The sequence below is a fragment of the Streptomyces sp. NPDC049577 genome (assembly GCF_040675635.1).
GTDB lineage: Bacteria > Actinomycetota > Actinomycetes > Streptomycetales > Streptomycetaceae > Streptomyces.
The window spans coordinates 1-19,611 of sequence record NZ_JBFAPH010000090.1 but is presented as its reverse complement, the minus strand read 5'-3'; the positions used below and the strand labels follow the sequence as shown (position 1 = coordinate 19,611).

Annotated in this window: 17 protein-coding genes and 1 pseudogene; 12 read left to right on the top strand and 6 right to left on the bottom strand. The window is 73.6% G+C overall.

Translation table 11 applies throughout. From position 1 onward, the window contains the following. Positions 1–865, top strand: a pseudogene (locus AB0K09_RS13060) (hypothetical protein); the annotation flags it as partial. Positions 866–874: 9 nt separating this feature from the next. On the opposite strand, the gene AB0K09_RS13055 reads toward AB0K09_RS13060, so the two are convergent. Continuing rightward, positions 875–1,288, bottom strand: coding sequence for an SsgA family sporulation/cell division regulator (locus AB0K09_RS13055; RefSeq protein ID WP_366065410.1), 414 nt, complete (start codon positions 1,286–1,288; stop codon positions 875–877). 121 nt (positions 1,289–1,409) lie between these two features. Next, positions 1,410–1,667, bottom strand: coding sequence for a histidine kinase (locus AB0K09_RS13050; RefSeq protein WP_366065409.1), 258 nt, complete (start codon positions 1,665–1,667; stop codon positions 1,410–1,412). A gap of 166 nt (positions 1,668–1,833) precedes the next feature. On the opposite strand from AB0K09_RS13050, the gene AB0K09_RS13045 reads away from it, so the two are divergent. Then, on the top strand, positions 1,834–2,928 hold the full coding sequence (locus AB0K09_RS13045; protein ID WP_366065408.1) for an oxidoreductase: 1,095 nt from the start codon (positions 1,834–1,836) through the stop codon (positions 2,926–2,928). Between the two features lie 2 nt (positions 2,929–2,930). On the opposite strand, the gene AB0K09_RS13040 is transcribed toward AB0K09_RS13045, so the two are convergent. After that, positions 2,931–3,230, bottom strand: coding sequence for a YciI family protein (locus tag AB0K09_RS13040; RefSeq protein WP_366065407.1), 300 nt, complete (start codon positions 3,228–3,230; stop codon positions 2,931–2,933). 62 nt (positions 3,231–3,292) lie between these two features. Between AB0K09_RS13040 and AB0K09_RS13035 the strand changes: the two genes are divergently transcribed. The 7 genes from AB0K09_RS13035 to AB0K09_RS13005 all read left to right on the top strand — a co-directional run bounded on the left by AB0K09_RS13035 (position 3,293) and on the right by AB0K09_RS13005 (position 11,336). Next, positions 3,293–3,994, top strand: coding sequence for an endonuclease V (locus AB0K09_RS13035; protein ID WP_366065413.1), 702 nt, complete (start codon positions 3,293–3,295; stop codon positions 3,992–3,994). 122 nt (positions 3,995–4,116) lie between these two features. Beyond that, positions 4,117–5,067: a dihydrodipicolinate synthase family protein gene (locus AB0K09_RS13030; RefSeq protein ID WP_366065406.1), complete on the top strand. Its 951-nt coding sequence runs from the start codon at positions 4,117–4,119 to the stop codon at positions 5,065–5,067. A gap of 46 nt (positions 5,068–5,113) precedes the next feature. Further along, entirely contained in the window at positions 5,114–5,482 is a 369-nt protein-coding gene (locus AB0K09_RS13025) for an MmcQ/YjbR family DNA-binding protein (RefSeq protein WP_366065405.1), read from the top strand. 104 nt (positions 5,483–5,586) lie between these two features. Further along, positions 5,587–6,732, top strand: coding sequence for a CaiB/BaiF CoA-transferase family protein (locus AB0K09_RS13020; RefSeq protein WP_366065404.1), 1,146 nt, complete (start codon positions 5,587–5,589; stop codon positions 6,730–6,732). Beyond that, entirely contained in the window at positions 6,722–7,864 is a 1,143-nt protein-coding gene (locus AB0K09_RS13015; RefSeq protein ID WP_366065403.1) for an acyl-CoA dehydrogenase family protein, read from the top strand. Before AB0K09_RS13020 ends, AB0K09_RS13015 begins: the two co-directional genes overlap by 11 nt. A gap of 34 nt (positions 7,865–7,898) precedes the next feature. Continuing rightward, positions 7,899–9,116, top strand: coding sequence for an acetyl-CoA C-acetyltransferase (locus tag AB0K09_RS13010; RefSeq protein WP_366065402.1), 1,218 nt, complete (start codon positions 7,899–7,901; stop codon positions 9,114–9,116). A 51-nt stretch (positions 9,117–9,167) separates the two neighbouring features. Continuing rightward, positions 9,168–11,336, top strand: a complete 2,169-nt coding sequence (locus tag AB0K09_RS13005) for a 3-hydroxyacyl-CoA dehydrogenase NAD-binding domain-containing protein (RefSeq protein WP_366065400.1) — start codon at positions 9,168–9,170, stop codon at positions 11,334–11,336. On the opposite strand, the gene AB0K09_RS13000 is transcribed toward AB0K09_RS13005, so the two are convergent. Next, positions 11,326–12,120, bottom strand: coding sequence for a MerR family transcriptional regulator (locus tag AB0K09_RS13000; RefSeq protein WP_366065412.1), 795 nt, complete (start codon positions 12,118–12,120; stop codon positions 11,326–11,328). The genes AB0K09_RS13005 and AB0K09_RS13000 overlap by 11 nt on opposite strands. Before the next feature lie 142 nt (positions 12,121–12,262). Further along, positions 12,263–13,801 (bottom strand): M1 family metallopeptidase, encoded by a 1,539-nt coding sequence (locus tag AB0K09_RS12995; protein ID WP_366065399.1) that lies wholly within the window; start codon positions 13,799–13,801, stop codon positions 12,263–12,265. Positions 13,802–14,101: 300 nt separating this feature from the next. Here AB0K09_RS12995 and AB0K09_RS12990 point away from each other — a divergent pair, with 300 nt between their 5' ends. Then, entirely contained in the window at positions 14,102–15,880 is a 1,779-nt protein-coding gene (locus AB0K09_RS12990; RefSeq protein ID WP_366065411.1) for a Xaa-Pro dipeptidyl-peptidase, read from the top strand. 46 nt (positions 15,881–15,926) lie between these two features. Here AB0K09_RS12990 and AB0K09_RS12985 read toward each other — a convergent pair whose 3' ends face one another. Further along, a complete protein-coding gene (locus AB0K09_RS12985) occupies positions 15,927–16,895 on the bottom strand; it encodes an FAD-dependent oxidoreductase (protein WP_366065398.1) in 969 nt (322 codons plus the stop codon). A gap of 61 nt (positions 16,896–16,956) precedes the next feature. Here AB0K09_RS12985 and AB0K09_RS12980 point away from each other — a divergent pair, with 61 nt between their 5' ends. Then, entirely contained in the window at positions 16,957–18,594 is a 1,638-nt protein-coding gene (locus tag AB0K09_RS12980; protein WP_366065397.1) for an ABC-F family ATP-binding cassette domain-containing protein, read from the top strand. Between the two features lie 334 nt (positions 18,595–18,928). After that, positions 18,929–19,611 (top strand): AMP-binding protein (locus AB0K09_RS12975; RefSeq protein ID WP_366065396.1); only part of this gene is annotated, 683 nt, incomplete at its 3' end.

Sequence of the window (19,611 nt, the reverse complement as noted above, 5' to 3'; positions counted from 1 at the left end):
GATCGGCATCCCCGCCCTGGCCGGACTGTCCGTCATGCACGGTCTGGTGCCGCCGCATCCCGGTCCGCTGGCCGCCATCGACGCCATCGGCGCGGCGCAGCGGCTGTCGGTGTCCAGCGACACCGAGGGCGGTATGGGCGACCACTTCGGAGCCGGCCTGCGGGCCGCCTACCGCAGCCTCAACGGGCCGCAGCTGTGCCGCCCGTGCCACATCGCGGGCCCGTCCCTCACCCACTCCCTGTGGTGGTGGCTGCTGCCGTTCCTGACGGCCGCCGCCTGCGCCCTCGCCCTGCGTCGGCGCGAGCGGGCGGCGGTCACCCTGCTGCCGGTCGCCTGCGGCCTCGCGCTGGCCGCGCCGTATCTGCTGCTGCTCGACTACTCGGCGCCGCGCTTCCTGCTGCCGGCCTACGCGCTGCTCGCCCTGCCGGTGGCCGACCTGGCCGTGCGCGCCGTCGGGGCCGCCCGGCGGCCGGGCGCGCGGACGGCCGTGACCGTGCTGCTGGGCGCCGTCCTCGCGGTGCACCTGGGCGTGCAGCTCAAGGAGTTGCGCCTCAACACGGCCGACGCCCGCGACACCACCGTCCGTTACCGGCGCGCGGCCCGGGAGCTGGGCCGCCTCGGACTGAGCGCGCCCTGCCTGGTCACCGGGCCGCGCGCGCAGCCCATCGCCTACGAGGCCGGCTGCGCCTCGGCCCAGACCATGGGCAACAACCGCTCCACCACGACGGCGGGCATCGTCGCGGCCGCCGGCCGGGAACCGACGGCCCTCCTCTTCGACCCCGGCGACCCCTATCTGCCGGGCTACGCCCGCACCTGGCACCCGCACCCGCTGCCGGGAACCGACTGGATCGCCTACGTTCCCTAGTGCTGCGGGTCACGCCTCCCGCAGCAGTGCGGCCAGGTCGCTGTCGACGTCGAGGTGACCGCCCTCGCTGCCCACCGGGACCAGCGCGTAGGAGCGGGCCAGGAAGCCGCGCAGGTCGTCGGTGTCCATCTGGACCATGGCCACGCCCTCCTGTGCGTGGAGCTCCAGTACCGTGCGGTGCGGCCCGCACGGCCATACCCGTACGTCGCCCCCGCCGGTCGGCGAGAGCAGGCCCCGGGCCAGCAGCTCGCGGGCGAACGTCCACTCGACCTCCGCGCCGTCCAGCGAGGCCGTCGCCGGGAACGCGACGCGCACGGCGAAGGGGTCGGATCGCAGGTAGCGCAGCTGTGCGGAGACCGTGCGTGAGGGCGGGGCGGAAGCGATGAGCCGTGCCTGGACAGCCTGGTCGATGACAGTGGACAACGCCTGCTCCCTTGCGATGTTTTCCGGGTGGTGCGGGTCCGTGCCTCTTCGGGATCCGTGCTTCGAGGTGTGAGACGTCGAATCGATCGGGCCCGTGCGCACGAAATCGATGTGAGCTACGTCACTTTCTCGGGACGTCCCGGCCCAGTGCCTCCAGCAGCCGACGAGCCGTCCGCAGCGCCTCGTCGCCCGCCTCCTGGATCGCGCGCAACGACGCGCCGACCCGCTCGTCCGCCGAGGTCAGAGCGGCCGCCTTGGCCAGCACGGTCACCGCGGCGACCTGGTGGGCGACGTGGTCGTGCAGCTCACTCGCCAGCTCCAGACGTTCCGTCGCGCGCACGGCGCACAGGGCCTCGAGTGGGCGCAGGTCGGCAGTCATGCGCCCCACGGTATGCGGTGCGCGCCCCGGTCGGATCATCCGTCCAGCCAGTCGCCCCGGCCGAAAGGATGAATCTTTGACGACCTCGGGCGCCCGCCCCGCGGCCGGTTCCGCAACCTGTTCCACCCGTGGACGCGCCGGACCGCCTCCGCTAGCTTGACCCGCCATGAGGCGGACGGGGAAGGCGATACAGGCGTTGGCGGCGGGACTGTGCGGGGCGGCGCTCGCCCTCGCGGGCACGGCCCCCGCCGGGGCGGCGGAGCCGGCCGCGGGGCACCCGGCCTGGCGGCTCACGGACAGCGGCAGCGACGCCCGGTTCCGGGGACTCGCGGCCGTCGACCGGGCCACGGCCTGGGTCGCCGGCACCAAGGGCACGGTCCTGCGCACCGGCGACGGCGGCCGTCACTGGCGCGACGTCTCGCCGCCCGGTGCCGGCACCCTCGAGTTCCGCGACGTGGCCGCCTTCGACGACCGGCACGCCGTCGTGCTGGCCATCGGCGAGGGCGAGGCCTCCCGCGTCCTGCGCACCGGCGACGGCGGGAAGACCTGGACCGAGACCTTCCGCAACACCGACCCGAAGGCTTTCTACGACTGCATGACCTTCTTCGACCGCCGCAACGGCATCGCCCTCGGCGACCCGGTCGACGGCAGGTTCCGCATCCTCGCCACCGGTGACGGCGGCCGCAACTGGCGCCCCCTGCCGGCGGACGGGCTGCCGGCCGCCCTGCCCGGCGAGGCGGCGTTCGCCGCGAGCGGGCAGTGCGTGGTCAGCACCGGGGCGCGCGACGCGTGGATCGCCACCGGCGGCGGCGCCCGCGCCCGGATCCTGCACTCCCGCGACCGGGGGCGCACCTGGACCTCCGCGGACGCGCCCCTGCCGGCGGGCGACCCCGCCCGCGGCGTCTTCGCACTGGCCTTCCGGGACCGCGCGCACGGGCTGGCCGTCGGCGGCGACTACCGCGCCGGACAGCCGTCCGTACCGGCCGCCGCCGGCAGCCGCGACGGCGGCGCCGCGTGGGCCGCCGCCGAGCGGCCGCCGGCCGCCTACCGCTCCGGCGTCGCCTGGCTGCCGCACAGCCGCACCGCGGCCCTCGCCGTCGGCCCCACCGGCAGCGACCTCACCCTCGACGGCGGCCGCAGCTGGCGGAATTTCGACGCGGGCTCCTACGACACCGTCGACTGCGCGTCCGACGGCGGCTGCTGGGCGGCGGGGGAGAAGGGCCGCGTCGCCCGGCTCACCGGCGCCCGGCCGGGACGCTGAGCTCAGGAGGGCAGTGTCTGGCGGTACTGTTCCAGCGCCGGGACGGTCTTCGTGGCAAGGAACTCGGTGATCGTGTACTCGGCGACGCCCGCCACGGTGAAGGGGTCGCTCTTCGCGATCTCCTCCATCTTCGACCGGTCCTCGCCCAGCGCGAGGATGATCCCGCCGTCGCGCGGCACCTTGCGGCCGGAGGCGAGGAAGACGCCCGACGCGTAGTGCGCGTCGAGCCACGCGATGTGCTCGGGCAGGGCGGCGTCGATGCGGTCGGTCGACGCGGTGTAGGTCAGCTCCAGTACAAACATGATCGCCAGGCTACGCCGCCGGGCGCGCCCGTGCGCTCCTCCGTCCACCCGAACCCCCTAGGATCAGTCACGTGTTCGATGAACTCCCTTCTGGCTGGCCCCGCACCGAGGCGGAGGCGCTCGCCGTCCAGAACGAGCTGCGCGACCGGGTGATCCTCGACGAGGCGGGCCCGGAGCCGGGCGCTCCGCTGGTCGTGGTGGGAGTGGACGTCGCCTACGACGACGAACGCGACGTCGTCGCGGCGGCCGCCGTCGCCTTCGACACCGGACGCGTACCGCGGGTCCGCGAGCGGGCGACCGCGGTGGGCCGCGTCGCCTTCCCGTATGTCCCCGGTCTGCTGGCCTTCCGTGAGATCCCGACCGTCCTCGCGGCGCTGGAGCGGCTGACCGCCGCCCCCGACCTGGTCGTCTGCGACGGCTACGGGCTCGCCCATCCGCGCCGCTTCGGCCTCGCCAGCCATCTGGGCGTGCTGACGGGACTGCCGACGATCGGCGTGGCCAAGAACCCCTTCCTCTTCCGCCACGACCCACCGGGCCCGGAACGCGGTGATACGGCGCCGCTCCTCGACGGTGAGGAGGAGGTCGGCCGCGCGCTGCGCACCCAACGCGCCGTCAAACCGGTCTTCGTCTCGGTGGGACACCGGGTCTCGCTGGAGCGGGCGTGCGAGCACGTCCTGGCGCTCGCGCCGAAGTACCGCCTCCCGGAAACGACCCGCGAGGCCGACACCCTCTGCCGCGAGGCCCTCCGGCTGGCCGCCGCGTAGGGGGTTCGCCCTTTCCGGCCCGGCGCGGCGGGGGCGGGCGGGAGCCGTGCTCTTGACAGGGGGCTTCCCGCAGGGTCAAGGTCGGCGCGGATCTCGGAACATTCTTCCGCGCCGGAGGCGAGATGCGTCTGCCCGTGCCCTTGTGCGGTGTCGTTCCCCCCGTGTGCACGCCGCTCAAGGCGTCCGGTGAGGTGGACACCCGTTCGCTCGGTTCGCTCGTCGCGCATCTGCTCCGTGCCGGCGTGCACGGCGTGTTCGCGCTGGGGACCAGCGGGGAGGCCGCGTTCCTCGGGGACGCCCAGCGGCGCGTCGTGGTGCGGACCGTCGTGGAGGCCGTCGGCGGGCGGGTGCCCGTGCTGGCCGGGGTCATCGGCACGAGTACCGGGCCGGTGCTGGAGCACGCGCGGGCCGCGGCCGAGCTGGGGGCGGACGCCCTCGTCGTCACCGCGCCGTTCTACGCCGCCGCGCACCCGTCCGAGGTCATGGACCACTACCGGCGCGTCCGCGCCGCCGTGGACCTGCCGGTGATCGCGTACGACATCCCCTCCCACGTGCACACCAAGCTGACCGCCGCCGTGCTGCTGCCGCTCGCCGAGGACGGCACGCTGGCGGGGCTCAAGGACAGCAGCGGCGACCTCGGTGCCCTGCGCCGGCTGCTGGTGGAGCTGCGCCGGCGCCGGCTCGGCGACCGCTTCGCCGTACTGACCGGCTCCGAGCTGACCGTCGACGCCGCCCTGCTCGCCGGCGCGCACGGCGTCGTGCCCGGGCTCGGCAACGTCGACCCCGCCGCGTACGTGCGGCTGTACGAGCACGGGCGCGCGGGCCGCTGGGCCGAGGCGGCCGCCGAACAGGACCGGCTCGCCGAGCTGTTCCGGCTCGTCGAGACGGGCGACCCCGCCGAGATGAGCGGCGGCTCCTCCGCGCTGGGTGGCTTCAAGGCCGCCCTCCGGCTGCTCGGCGTCATCGACTGCGCGGCCACGGCCGCCCCGCAGCGGCCCCTGCCCGAAAGCTCGGTCGCCACCGTCCGCCGGCTCCTCACGGAGAGCGGACTGCTGAGAACCACGACGGGCTAGCGTGTACGGCAGGCGTACGCATCACCGAACCCCTGCCGGAGGCACCATGACCCCCCTGAAGGCCCGAGCGAAGGTGCGCGAGTTCGCGCTGTCCCTGCCGGGGGCCGTCGAGGAGTTCCCCTGGGGGGACAGCGCCGTCGTCAAGGTCAACAAGAAGATCTTCGCCTTCCTGGGGGCCGACGGGAACGCCGAGACCGCCGGCATCTCCGTCAAGCTCAAGAACGAGGAGGCGCACGGCCATGCCCTCGCCGTGCCCGGCGCCACCCCCACGGCCTACGGGCTCGGGCGCTCCGGCTGGGTGTCCATCCCCCTGACGGGCGAGAGCGCGCCGGTCGAGCTGCTCTGCGACTGGGTCGAGGAGAGCTACCGCGTCATCGCCCCCAAGCGCCTGATCGCTCAACTCGACACCCCCTGACGCCCGGCAGCCCCGACTCTCCGTCCGCACCGCCCTTGTGGAGACCGGAACACGTTCTTAACATCGCGAGTGTTACAGCGATGGTGTAACGACAGGGGGGACTCATGGACGGCCCGCTCGCCGGAGTGCGCGTGGTCGAGCTCGCCGGCATCGGGCCGGGCCCGTTCGCCGCGATGCTGCTCGGCGACCTGGGGGCCGACGTCGTGCGGGTCGACCGCCCCGGCGGACCCGTCCTGGGCGTCGACCCCGCGTACGACGTCACCAACCGCAACAAGCGCTCCGTCGTGGTGGACCTCAAGGCCCCCGGCGGCGCGGAGGCCGTGCTCACCCTCGCCGAGCGGGCCGACATCCTGCTGGAGGGCTACCGCCCGGGCGTCGCCGAGCGGCTCGGCGTCGGGCCCGACGCCTGCCTCGCCCGCAACCCGCGCCTGGTGTACGGCAGGATGACCGGCTGGGGCCAGGACGGCCCCCTCGCGCACACCGCCGGCCACGACATCGGCTACATCGCCGTCACCGGCGCCCTCGCCCTGACCGGCCCGGCCGACGGCCCGCCGTACGCGCCCGCCAATCTGCTCGGCGACTACGCCGGCGGCTCGCTCTACCTCGTCATCGGCGTCCTCGCCGCCCTCCAGCACGCCCGCACCACCGGCACGGGACAGGTCGTGGACGCCGCCATCGTCGACGGGACGGCCCATCTGACGGCCATGCTCCACGGCATGATGGCCGCCGGCGGCTGGCGCGACCGGCGCGCGGCCAACCTCCTCGACGGCGGCACCCCCTTCTACGGAACCTACGAGACGGCGGACGGCGGCCACATGGCCGTCGGCGCGCTGGAGCCCCGCTTCTACGCCGAGTTCACCCGGCTGCTCGGCCTCGGGGAGACCGCCGGCGCCCGCGACGACCCCGCCCGCTGGGGCGAGCTGCGAGCAGCCGTCGCCGAACGCTTCCGGCAGCGCACCCGCGCCGAGTGGACCGAGGTCTTCGCGGGCTCCGACGCCTGCGTCGCCCCCGTCCTGTCCCTGGGCGAGGCACCCGGGCACCCGCACCTGGCCGCGCGCGGCACCTTCACCGACCACGCCGGACTGCGCCAGCCCGCGCCCGCCCCGCGCTTCTCGGCCACCCCCGGCGCCGTGCGCCGCCCGCCCGCACGCCCGGGCGCGGACACCGCCGAGGTGGCCCGCGACTGGGACGTCCCCGCGCTCGACCCCCAGCGCCCCCCTCAGCAGAAGGGCCCGCACGATGCAGCGTGAGATCTTCACCGCCGAGCACGAGGCGTTCCGGCAGACCGTACGGGCCTTCCTCGCCAAGGAGGTCGAACCGCACTACGAGCAGTGGGAACGGGACGGCATCGTCTCCCGCGAGGCCTGGCTGGCCGCCGGGCGCCAGGGCCTGCTGGGCCTCGCCGTGGACGAGGAGTACGGCGGCGGGGGCGCCCCCGACTTCCGCTTCAGCGCCGTGCTCACCGAGGAGTTCGCCCGCGCGGGCGCCGCAGGCCTCGCCGTCGGGCTGCACAACGACATGGTCGGCCCGTACCTGACCTCGCTGGGCACCGAGGAGCAGAAGCGCCGCTGGCTGCCCGGCTTCTGCACCGGCGAGACGATCGCGGCGATCGCCATGACCGAGCCCGGCGCCGGCTCGGACCTCCAGGGCATCCGCACCGCCGCCGAGGACCGCGGCGACCACTGGCTGCTGAACGGCTCCAAGACCTTCATCTCCAACGGCGTCCTCGCCGACCTGGTCGTCGTCGTGGCCAGGACCACGCCCGAGGGCGGGGCCAAGGGGCTGAGCCTGCTCGTGGTCGAGCGGGGGATGCCGGGCTTCGAACGCGGCCGCAACCTCGACAAGATCGGCATGAAGGCCCAGGACACGGCCGAACTGTTCTTCCACGACGTCCGGGTGCCCAAGGAGAACCTCCTGGGCGAGCTCCACGGCGCGTTCGGGCACCTCATGACCAACCTCGCCCAGGAGCGGCTGTGCATCGGCGTCGCCGGGATCGCCGCCGCCGAGCACCTGCTGGAGATCACGCTGCGGCACGTCAAGGAACGCGAGGCGTTCGGCCGGCCCCTGGCCCGGCTCCAGCACGTCCGCTTCGAGCTCGCCGAGATGGCCACCGAGTGTGCGGTCACCCGCGCCTTCACCGACCGCTGCATCGCCGAGCACGCCCGGGGCGAGCTCGACGCCGTGCACGCCTCGATGGCCAAGTGGTGGGCGACCGAACTGCAGAAGCGCGTCGCCGACCGCTGCCTCCAGCTCCACGGCGGCTACGGCTACATGACCGAGTATCGGGTGGCCAGGGCCTTCACCGACGGCCGCGTACAGACAATCTACGGCGGCGCGACCGAGATCATGAAGGAGATCATCGGCCGCTCCCTGATCTCCTGAAGCCCGGTCCCCCACCACCACGAGAGGTTGCGACGTGAGCAGCACCGAAGCGTACGTCTACGAGGCCATCCGCACGCCGCGCGGCCGCGGCAAGGCCAACGGCTCCCTGCACGGCACCAAGCCCGTCGACCTGGTCGTCGGACTGATCCACGAACTGCGCCGCCGCCTCCCGGAACTCGACCCGGCGGCGATCGACGACATCGTGCTGGGCGTCGTCAGCCCCCTCGGCGACCAGGGCTCCGACATCGCCCGCATCGCGGCCGTCGTCGCCGGGCTGCCCGACTCCGTCGCCGGCGTCCAGGAGAACCGCTTCTGTGCCTCGGGTCTGGAGGCCGTGAACCTGGCCGCCGCCAAGGTCCGCTCCGGCTGGGAGGACCTCGTCCTCGCCGGCGGCGTCGAGTCCATGTCCCGGGTGCCGATCGGCTCCGACGGGGGCGCCTGGTTCAACGACCCCATGACCAACTTCGAGATCGGCTTCGTCCCGCAGGGCGTCGGCGCCGACCTCATCGCCACCCTGGAGCGCTTCTCCCGCTACGACGTCGACTCCTTCGCCGTCCGCTCCCAGGAACGCGCGGCCGCCGCCTGGAAGGAGGGCCGCTTCGACCGCTCGGTGGTGCCCGTGCGGGACCGCAGCGGCCTGCTCGTCCTCGACCGCGACGAGCACCTGCGCCCCGGCACCACCACCGACACCCTCGCCGGCCTCAAGCCGTCCTTCGCCGGCATCGGCGAGGCGGGCGGCTTCGACGCGGTCGCGCTCCAGAAGTACCACTGGGTCGAGAAGATCGACCATGTGCACCACGCCGGCAACTCCTCCGGCATCGTCGACGGCGCGGCCCTCGTCGCCATCGGCAACCGCGAGGTCGGCGAGCGCTACGGGCTCACCCCGCGCGCCCGCATCGTCTCCGCCGCCGTGTCCGGCTCCGAGCCGACGATCATGCTCACCGGGCCCGCGCCCGCCACCCGCAAGGCGCTCGCCAAGGCCGGGCTGACCATCGACGACATCGACCTCATCGAGGTCAACGAGGCGTTCGCGGCGGTCGTGCTGCGGTTCGCCAAGGAGATGGGCATCGGACTCGACCGCATCAACGTCAACGGCGGCGCCATCGCGCTCGGGCACCCCCTGGGCGCCACGGGCGCGATGCTCGTGGGCACGCTCGTCGACGAGCTGGAACGGCAGGACAAGCGGTACGGGCTGGTCACGCTGTGCGTGGGCGGCGGAATGGGCATCGCGACGGTCGTCGAACGGGTCTAGCCCCGCCCTTCGTACCCCGGCAGCGACCACGAACCCCTGGAGACCACCGACATGAGCGAGCCCACCACCATCCGCTGGGAGCAGGACGACGACGGCGTCGTCACCCTCGTCCTCGACGACCCGCACCAGTCCGCCAACACCATGAACGACGCCTTCAAGGCGTCCCTCGCCGCCGTCGCCGACCGGCTGGAGGCCGAGCGGGAGACCGTCCGCGGCGTCATCGTCACCTCCGCCAAGAAGACCTTCTTCGCCGGCGGCGACCTGCGCGAGCTCATCGCCGTCACGCCCGCCGACGCCCAGCGCGTCTTCGACGCCGGGATGGCCGTCAAGCGGGACCTCCGCCGCATCGAGACGCTCGGCGTCCCCGTCGTCGCCGCCCTGAACGGCGCGGCGCTCGGCGGCGGCTTCGAGATCGCCCTGGCCTGCCACCACCGCGTCGCCCTCGACGCGCCCGGCTCGCGGATCGGCCTGCCCGAGGTCACCCTCGGCCTGCTGCCCGGCTGCGGCGGCGTCGTCCGCACCGTACGGCTCCTCGGCATCACCGACGCGCTGACGAAGGTGCTGCTGCGCGGCACCCGCCACACCCCCCGGCGCGCCCTGGAGGCGGGGCTGGTCCACGAGGTGGCCGCGACCGGGGACGAGATGCTCGCCAAGGCCCGTGCCTTCATCGACGCCCATCCCACCGCCCGCCAGCCGTGGGACACCGAGGGTTACCGGATCCCCGGCGGCACCCCCGCCGACCCGCGATTCGCCGCCGGCCTGCCCGCCTTCCCCGCGCACCTCAAGAGCCAGACCGGCGGCGCCCCCTGTCCGGCGCCGCGCGACATCCTGGCCGCCGCCGTCGAGGGGGCGCAGGTCGACTTCGAGACCGCGCAGGTCATCGAGGGCCGCTACTTCACGGGCCTGGTCACCGGGCAGACCGCCAAGAACATGATCCAGGGCTTCTTCTTCGACCTCCAGGCCGTCAACTCCGGTACCGGCCGGCCGAAGGACGCCGAACCGCGCACCGTGCGCCGGGCCGCCGTGCTCGGCGCGGGCATGATGGGCGCCGGCATCGCCTACGCCTGCGCCCGCGCCGGCATCGACGTCGTCCTCAAGGACGTCACGGCCGAAGCCGCCCGCAAGGGCAAGGACCACTCCGCCCGCCTGCTGGACGCGGCGCTGGCCAAGGGACGGACCACCGAGGCCGAGCGCGACGCGCTGCTCGCCCGGATCACCCCCACCGCCGACGCCGCCGACCTCGCCGGCTGCGACGTCGTCATCGAGGCCGTCTTCGAGGACGCCGCACTCAAGCACAAGGTCTTCCAGGAGATCCAGCACATCGCCGGGCCCGACGCGCTGCTGTGCTCCAACACCTCCACCCTGCCCATCACCCAGCTCGCCGAGGGCGTCGAACGGCCGGCGGACTTCATCGGGCTGCACTTCTTCTCGCCCGTCGACAAGATGCCGCTCGTGGAGATCATCAAGGGCGGGCGCACGAGCGACGCGGCCCTGGCCCGCGCCTTCGACCTGGTGCGCCGGATCGGCAAGACGCCGATCGTCGTGAACGACTCGCGCGGCTTCTTCACCTCACGGGTCATCGGCCGGTTCATCAACGAGGGCGTGGCCATGGTCGGCGAGGGCATCGACGCCGCCTCCGTCGAACAGGCCGCCGCCCAGGCCGGCTACCCGGCCAAGGTGCTGTCCCTGATGGACGAGCTCACCTTCACCCTGCCCCGCCGGATCCGCGAGGAGAGCCGGCGCGCGGTCGAGGCGGCCGGCGGCACCTGGACCCCGCACCCGGCGGACGAGGTGATCGACCGGATGATCGACGAGTTCGGCCGCACCGGCCGCAGCGGCGGCGGGGGGTTCTACGACTACGTGGACGGCAGGCGTGCCGGCCTCTGGCCCCGGCTGGCCGAGCACTTCCTCAAGTGGCACGTCTCGATCCCGTTCGAGGACATGAAGGACCGGATGCTCTTCTCCGAGGCGCTGGACGCGGTCCGCTGCCTGGAGGAGGGCGTGATCACCTCCGTGGCCGACGCCAACGTCGGCTCCCTGCTGGGCATCGGCTTCCCCGGCTGGACCGGTGGCGTGCTCCAGTTCGTCAACGGCTACGAGGGCGGCCCGGCGGGCTTCCTGGCCCGCGCCCGGGAGCTCCAGGAGCGGTACGGGGACCGGTTCGCGGCGCCGGCGCTGCTGGTGGAGAAGGCGGAGAAGGGGGAGCTCTTCAGGGACTGACGTCCGCGCCCCCGCCCGCGCCCTCGTCCGTGTCCTCGCCCCCGTCCGCCGCGTCCCCGGTTCCGTACAGCGCGCGCAGCTCCTGCTTGAGCGAGCGCTGGAACGCGGTGACCAGTGCCTGGACGACCATGGGGCGCATGGAGGCGGACAGGGACCGCATGGCGTCGACCTGTTCGGGGTCCCGTTCCCCCGCGGACCAGGGACCCCACACCTCCTCGTGGAAGAGGGCGGTGAGCTCCCCGGCCATGGAGCGCGCGTGCCGCAGCAGCGTCCGGCGGGCGGCCAGGATGGTATCCGCCGAGACCGGTACGTCGAGCAGGCGCACGCCCAGGGCCAGCAGGCCCAGGTCCACCCGGAAGGTGTCGGCGCCGTCGCCGGTGCGCTCCAGGACGTGCATCGCGGCGAGCCGGTCGAGGTCCGCCTCGTCCAGCGGCCGGCCGGCCCGGCGCTCCAGCTCGGCGCGGGTGGTCTCCGCGGCCTGGTCCGGGGTCCAGGTGGCCACCAGGGCGCGGTGTACGGCCAGGTCGTGGGCGCTCAGCCCGTCCGGCAGGGCCCGCAGGTAGCGCTCGATGGCGGCCAGGGTCAGTCCCTGCCGCTGGAGCTCCTCGATGAGCGCCAGCCGGGAGAGGTGGTCCGGGCCGTAGCGGCCCACCCGGCGCGGGCCGATCTCCGGCGGGGGCAGCAGCCCGCGCGTGCCGTAGAAACGCACGGTGCGCACCGTCACCCCGGCGCGCGCCGCCAACTCGTCGACGGTGAGCGTGGCTTGCTCGGACTCCGTGGCCATCGGCGGCGCCTCGCTCTCTGTCACGCCCGTCGGGGTGCAACAGTATTGCTGTGCCACCACCACTGTGCCACCGCTGCTCTCCGGTCCCCGTACGGCGAGGGCCCGCCGTACGGGAGTACGACGGGCCCGGCCGAACGCGGTCTCAGTGCCGGTGGCCGGTGGGGTGCGAGGCGAGCGCGGCCTGGATCTTCTTCCAGGACCTGGGCTCGGCGGGACCGGCGAGGGAGCGGGTTGCCGCCTTGCCCTTCGCGGCCGGGGCCGGCTTGCCGATGCCCGCCGCCGCGGCGTCCTTCGCGGACGGCTTGGCGGCGGTGAACAGCCAGGTGTCGAAGAGCTTCTGCAGCGGCTTGCCGGAGGCCTTCTCGGCGAACTTCACGAAGTCCTGGACCGAGCCGTTGCCGTACCGGTTGGCGGTCGGCCAGTCCTTGAGGATCCGGAAGAACGTCTTGTCGCCGACGGTGTTGCGCAGCGCCTGGAGCGCGACGGCACCGCGCTGGTAGATCGCGCTGTCGAACTGGTTGTCGGCGCCGGGGTCGCCCGGCTTGACCTTCCAGAACGGGTTGTCGGCCGGGATCTGTCCGTAGACGTAGTCGGCGAGCTGCTGCCCGGTGCCCTCGCCCTCCTTCTCCGACCACAGCCACTGGGCGTAGGAGGCGAAGCCCTCGTTGACCCAGATGTCGCGCCAGTTCTTCACCGAGACGCTGTCGCCGAACCACTGGTGCGCGAGCTCGTGCACGACGACGGAGGCGTTGGCGCCGTTGTCGAACTGCGCCGGGCTGTAGAACGGCCGCGTCTGGGTCTCCAGGGCGAAGTGCGTCTTGACGTTGGGCACGTAGCCGCCGGCCGCGGTGAAGGGGTACTCGCCGAAGACCGAGGTCTCCCAGTCGATCACCTCGTTGGTGCGCTCGACGCTCGCCTTGGCCGCGTCGTAGTTCTCGCCCAGGTCCTTGCTGTAGGCGTTGACGACCGGGAGGCCCGTGCCCGTGGTGCCGGTGGTGATGTCGAACCTGCCCACGGCCAGCGTGGTCAGATACGTGGCCTGCGGCTTGGCGGAGCGCCAGTACCAGCGGGTCCAGCCCAGCTTGGACGACTTGCCCTTCAGCACGCCGTTGCTGATGGCCTGGACGTCGTCCGGCACGTTGACCGAGACGTCGTACGTGGCCTTGTCACGCGGGTGGTCGTTGCTCGGGAACCACCAGGCCGCCGATTCGGGCTCGTTGGCGACGACCGCCCCGTCCGGGGTGCGCTGCCAGGCGGAGTACCCGTCGACCTTCGCCTGCGAGGGCGTGCCGCTGTAGCGGACGACGACGGTGATCTCCTTGCCCTTCTTCAGGGGCGAGGCCGGGGTGATCTCCAGCTCGTGCACACCGGTCTTCGCGTACGCGGCCTTCTTGCCGTCGACCAGCACGCTGCTCACGTCGAGCAGGAAGTCCAGGTTGAAGCGGGACAGGTCCTGGGTGGTGGTGGCGGTCAGCGTCGCCGTGCCGTCCAGGCGGTCCGTCTTCGGCTGGTACTGCAGCCGCAGGTCGTAGTGGGAGACGTCGTACCCGCCGTTGCCGGCCGTCGGGTAGTAGGAGTCTCCGGCACCCGGCGCACCCGGCGTGGCGTCGGCGGCCGATGCCGGGATCGCCAGCAGCAGGCAGGCGGCGGCCGCGCTCGGGACGATGAGTCTGTGACGCACGAGTCACTCCAACTCGTAGGGGACGAACGATCGATGTGAGCAGCCTATGTATGCACCGGGGCAGGAGGTATGTCCATGCCGTATGTCGACATGTGATCGACATGCCGCTGTCATGCGGTGAAACCCGAAAGATTTCGGCCAGTTGGGGCCTGAAGCGATCGGAACCTGTTGTGGTGTCGTCTCTCACCTCCCTCTTCTGTACGGGAGTTGACCCACGCTACGGTCCAGCCCGTGCCCATATCTGCGCGGAGCATCCGCATACCCTGGACCACCTTCGTCCTGGCGGCCGTGGCCGCCCTGATGGCCGTGCTCGCCGCGCCGCCGGGCGCCGCCCGGGCCGCCGACGGCGCGAAGCGGCCGGCCGAGAGCAGACCCGTCTACTCCTACGACCGGGCGATCCGCGAATCCGTATGGGTGGACATCGGGCTCGACGGTGACGGCGACGGCAGGAACGACCGCGTGGCGGTCGACATCATCAGGCCCCGCGAAGCCGCCGAGCACGGCCGCAGGGTGCCGGTCATCATGGACGCCAGCCCCTACTACTCCTGCTGCGGACGGGGCAACGAGAGCCAGAAGAAGACCTACGACGCACAGGGGAACCCGCTCCAGTTCCCGCTGTACTACGACAACTACTTCGTCCCGCGCGGCTATGCCGTCGTCCTCGTCGATCTGGCCGGGACCAATCGCTCCGACGGGTGCGTCGACATCGGCGGCCGCTCCGACATCCAGTCGGCCAAGGCCGTCGTCGACTGGCTGAACGGCCGGGCCCGCGGCTACGGCTCCCGCACCGGCACCACCGCCGCCCGCGCCGGCTGGACCACCGGAGCCGTCGGCATGATCGGCAAGAGCTACGACGGCACCGTCGCCAACGGCGTCGCCGCCACGGGCGTCAAGGGCCTGCGGACCATCGTCCCGATCGGCGCGATCAGCTCCTGGTACGACTACTACTTCGCCAAGGGCGCGGCCCTCTACGACGGCGGTCCCGACGGCCTGGCGAACGGCATCGAGAGCCCCGAGGCGCGCAAGCACTGCCAGGCCGTCCAGCGCCAACTCGTCGAGGGCGCCCCGCGCAACGGCGATTGGACCCCGCTGTGGACCGAGCGCGACTACGTGCGCGACGCCGGCAAGGTGCGCGCCAGCGTCTTCGCCGTGCACGGCATGCAGGACCTCAACGTCCGCACCAAGCACTTCGGCCAGTGGTGGGACGCGCTCGCGGCCCACGGCGTGGAGCGCAAGGTCTGGCTCTCCCAGACCGGCCACGTCGACCCCTTCGACTTCCGCCGCGACACCTGGGTCGCCACCCTGCACCGCTGGTTCGACCACTATCTCCTCGGCTACGACAACGGCATCGAGCGCGCGCCCATGGCCGACGTCGAGCGCGCCCCCGACCAGTGGTCCACCGACCGCGTCTGGCCCCCGCGCGGCACCCGGACCGTCGCCCTGCACCCGGCGGCCGGCACCCTGTCCACCACTCCCGCGCCCCGCGGCGCCGGCGCCGCCTTCACCGACGACCCGAAGCTGAGCGAGACCGACTGGGCCGCGCGCATCGATCAGCCCACGCCGGACAAGGCCGCCTTCACCACCGCCCCGCTCAGCCACGACCTGCGGCTGTCGGGATCCTCGACGGTCCGGCTGACGGTCACCCCGTCGACCACCTCCGCCCATCTGACGGCCGTCCTGGTCGACCTCGGCCCGGCCGAGATCCGCAACTACGGCGCCGACGGCGAGGGCATCCGCACCCTGGACGACCGCACCTGCTGGGGCAGCGGCACCACCACCGACACCGGCTGCTTCAAACGGACCGAGGCGGACCGCTCGCGGGTCGACCGCACGGTCTTCAGCCGCGGCTGGGCCGACCTCGGCCACTACGCGGGGGCGCGCGGGCGCGCGCTGACGCCCGGCAAGGCGTATGCGCTGACGCTCGATCTGGCGGCGACGGACCATGTGGTGCCGGCGGGGCACCGGCTGGGCCTGATCCTGGCGGGGACGGATGCCGGCCTGCTCGAACCGGCGTCCACGACGCCGCGCCTGACGGTGGACCTGCGGAGCACATCGGTCCGCCTCCCGGTGGCCCCGTAACCGGGGGCTCCGTCCCCGGACCCCGGTTCTCCCACCCGTCCAGCCATTACCCGGAGCGCCGGGGGGCCAAGGCCTCCACCAGCTCCGCAGCCCGCTCCGCGCACCCCCACGCCACCGTCACTCCCGCACCCCCGTGCCCGTAGTTGTGCACGACAGAGCCCTCCGCCTCCAGCCGCACCACCGAACGAGCCGGCCGCAGGCCGACCCGGTGGGCGAGGACCCGCGCCTCGCCCACCGCAGGGTGCACGCGCGAGCAGCGGGCGATGATCGACTGGGCGGTCGCGGGGCTCGGCGTGCGGTCCCAGACGTGGGGGCGCGCGGTGCCGCCCAGGACCAGCCCGTACGGCTGGGGGAAGACATGGAGGATCTCCGCGCGCCCCTCGTCGGCCCCGTCGGCCTCCACGAACCACTCGCGCACGCCCGGGTTCTCCACCACGACGAGCTGGCCCTGCACCGGGTGGACCAGGGGGTCCGGGACGAGGTCCCGGGCGCCCAGGCCGGTGCAGTTGACCACGACCGGGGCCGCCGCGGTGGCCTGCGCGAGCGAGGAGAGGGTACGGAAGGTGACCGTGCCGCCGGCGGCGCCCAAGCGGTGCTGGAGATGGCGGAGATGGGCCGGCATGTCGACGAGCGGGAGCCGGGCCCGTACCCCGGTGCCGTACCCGGCCGGGATCTCTTCCGGGCCGGCCGCCCGCAGGCCCGGCACCCGGAGTGCCCACGGGGCGAGCCCGTCGAGGGCGAGCCCCGCGTGCGTGCCGTCCACCATGCGGACGCCGGTCTCCTCCGGCCGCCGTGCCAGCCCGGCCAGCACCGTCAGCGAGCGCAGCGCCCATTCCCCGGCGGCCTCCCGGGGCTCGACGCGGTACGGCCACCACAGCGCCCCGGCCACCGCCGACGTCGTCTCCACGGGCGGCTCGCCCGTCCACACCCCGACCCGCAGCCCCCGCTCCGCCAGCACGACGGCGCTCGTCAGCCCGGCGACGCCCGCGCCGACCACGATCACGTCCCACCCCATGTGCCGACGGTACAGGCGACCGGGCCCCGGCCGGGGCGCACCGGCTAGAGTCGGCTGTCCTATGAGTGCCACCCTCGTCGCCAAAGACCTCGCCGCCGGACACGGCGACCGCACCCTCTTCTCCGGGCTCGACCTCGTCGTCGCCCCCGGGGACGTCATCGGGCTCGTCGGGGCCAACGGCGCCGGGAAGTCCACCCTGCTCCGCATGCTCGCCGGGCTGTCCGCGCCCGGCGAGGGAGCCGTCCGGCTCTCCCCGCCCACCGCCAACGTCGGCCACCTCCCGCAGGAGCCCGAGCGGCGGGAGGGCGAGACCGTGCGGGCCTTCCTGGCCCGGCGCACCGGCGTCGCCGCGGCCCAGAGCGCGCTCGACGCCGCCACCCAGGCGCTCGTCGACGCCGCGCCGGGTGCCGACGACGCCTACGCCACGGCCCTGGACCGCTGGCTCGACCTCGGCGGCGCCGACCTCGACGAGCGTGCCGAGGAGGTGGCCTCCTCCCTCGGGCTCACCGTCGGCCTGGACCGGCCCATGACCGCCCTCTCCGGCGGCCAGGCCGCCCGCGCCGGCCTCGCCTCGCTGCTGCTCAGCCGCTATGACGTCTTCCTGCTGGACGAGCCCACCAACGACCTCGACCTGGACGGCCTGGCGCGCCTGGAGTCCTTCGTCACCGGGCTGCGCGCCGGCACGGTCGTGGTCAGCCACGACCGCGAGTTCCTCGCCCGCACCGTCACCAAGGTGCTCGAACTCGACCTCGCCCAGCAGCAGATCAACCTCTACGGCGGCGGCTACACCGCCTACCTGGAGGAGCGCGAGACCGCCCGCCGGCACGCCCGCGAGGCGTACGAGGAGTACGCCGGCACCCGCGCGTCCCTGGAGGCGCGCGCCCGCACCCAGCGGAACTGGATGGAGAACGGCGTGCGCAACGCCCGCCGCAAGTCCACCGACAACGACAAGATCGGCCGCAAGTTCCGCGCCGAGGCGACGGAGAAGCAGGCGGCCAAGGCCCGCCAGACCGAGCGGCTGATCGAGCGCATGGAGGTCGTCGAGGAGCCCCGCAAGGAGTGGGAGCTGCGCATGGAGATCGCCGCCGCGCCCCGCTCGGGCGCGGTCGTGGCCACCCTGCGCGGCGCCCGGGCGCGGCGCGGCTCGTTCGCCTTCGGGCCCGTGGACCTCCAGATCGACTGGGCGGACCGGGTCGCCGTCACCGGCGCCAACGGCTCGGGCAAGTCCACCCTGCTCGCGGCGCTGCTCGGGCGGCTGCCGCTGGAGGAGGGCAGCGCGGCGCTGGGCCCCGGAGTGGTCGTGGGCGAGGTGGACCAGGCACGGGCCCTGTTCTTCGGTGACGAGACGCTGCTGGACGCCTTCGGCGCGGCCGTCCCCGAGCTGGCCCCCGAGGAGGTCCGGACCCTGCTGGCCAAGTTCGGCCTCAGGGCGGCCCACGTGCTGCGGCCCGCCGCCACCCTCTCCCCGGGCGAGCGCACCCGCGCCGCCCTGGCCCTGCTCCAGGCGCGCGGCGTCAACCTGCTCGTCCTGGACGAGCCCACCAACCACCTCGACCTGCCGGCCATCGAGCAGCTGGAGTCCGCCCTGGCCTCCTACAAGGGCACCCTGCTGCTGGTCACCCACGACCGGCGGATGCTCGACGCGGTGCACACGACCCGCCGGATCGAGGTCGCGGAGGGCCGGATCAGCGAGCGCTGAGGGACGGCCCCGGAGAGCCGCAGGGGGTCCGGCCGTACGCCCCCTGTGCGCTCCCTGTGAACCGTCTGTCCGAAAACAACTCCAGACAGTTGCCAAAAATTGCCCAAGCTGCACCGGCGAAATCTGCGGCGTACGGTCGTATCCGTGGGGGTTTTTCCTGCCTCTCCCGCCTGCTAGACCGCGGATTTGAACCGTTCATGGGGGCGGTCCCGCAAGCGTTCGATTTACGGAACGTTGGGCACCGGTTTCCGAACCGGGAGCCGCCGGCCGCCGTCTGGGGATTCGGACGTGCACAGCACGTCCGCACCACCGACGTCGAAACAGAGGCGTATGCATGACCTCGATCCTTCCCGGCTCCGCGCCCGTACCCGCTGATCCGGCCACCGCCCCGGCACCCCCCGTGGGCAGAGCGCGCTATGACGGCGCGCCGCCGCCTCCGCAGCGCACGCTGCTCGACATCCTGGACGCGACGGCCGAGGCCTGGCCGGACGCGCCCGCCGTGGACGCCGGCGACGTGGTACTGACCTACCGCCTGCTGTGCGCGGAGGTCGCCTGGCGGGCCGAGCGGCTCAGCCGCGCGGGCGTCGGCCCCGGCGACAAGGTCGGGATCCGGGTGCCCTCCGGCACCGCCGAGCTGTACCTCTGCGTACTCGCCGTGCTGCGCTGCGGCGCCGCCTACGTGCCGGTCGACGCCGACGACCCCGACGAGCGCGCCGCCACCGTCTTCGGCGAGGCGGGCGTCTGCGTGATCCTCGGCCCCGAGGGGGCCGTCACCGAGGGCCCGGTCTCCGCCATGGGCGACCTGCCCCGGACCGTGCACCCCGACGACGACGCGTGGGTCATCTTCACCTCCGGTAGCACCGGCGCCCCCAAGGGCGTGGCCGTCACCCACCGGGCCGCCGCCGCATTCGTCGACGCCGAGGCCCGGCTCTTCCTCCAGGACAGCCCGATCGGTCCCGGCGACCGCGTGCTGGCCGGCCTGTCCGTCGCCTTCGACGCCTCCTGCGAGGAGATGTG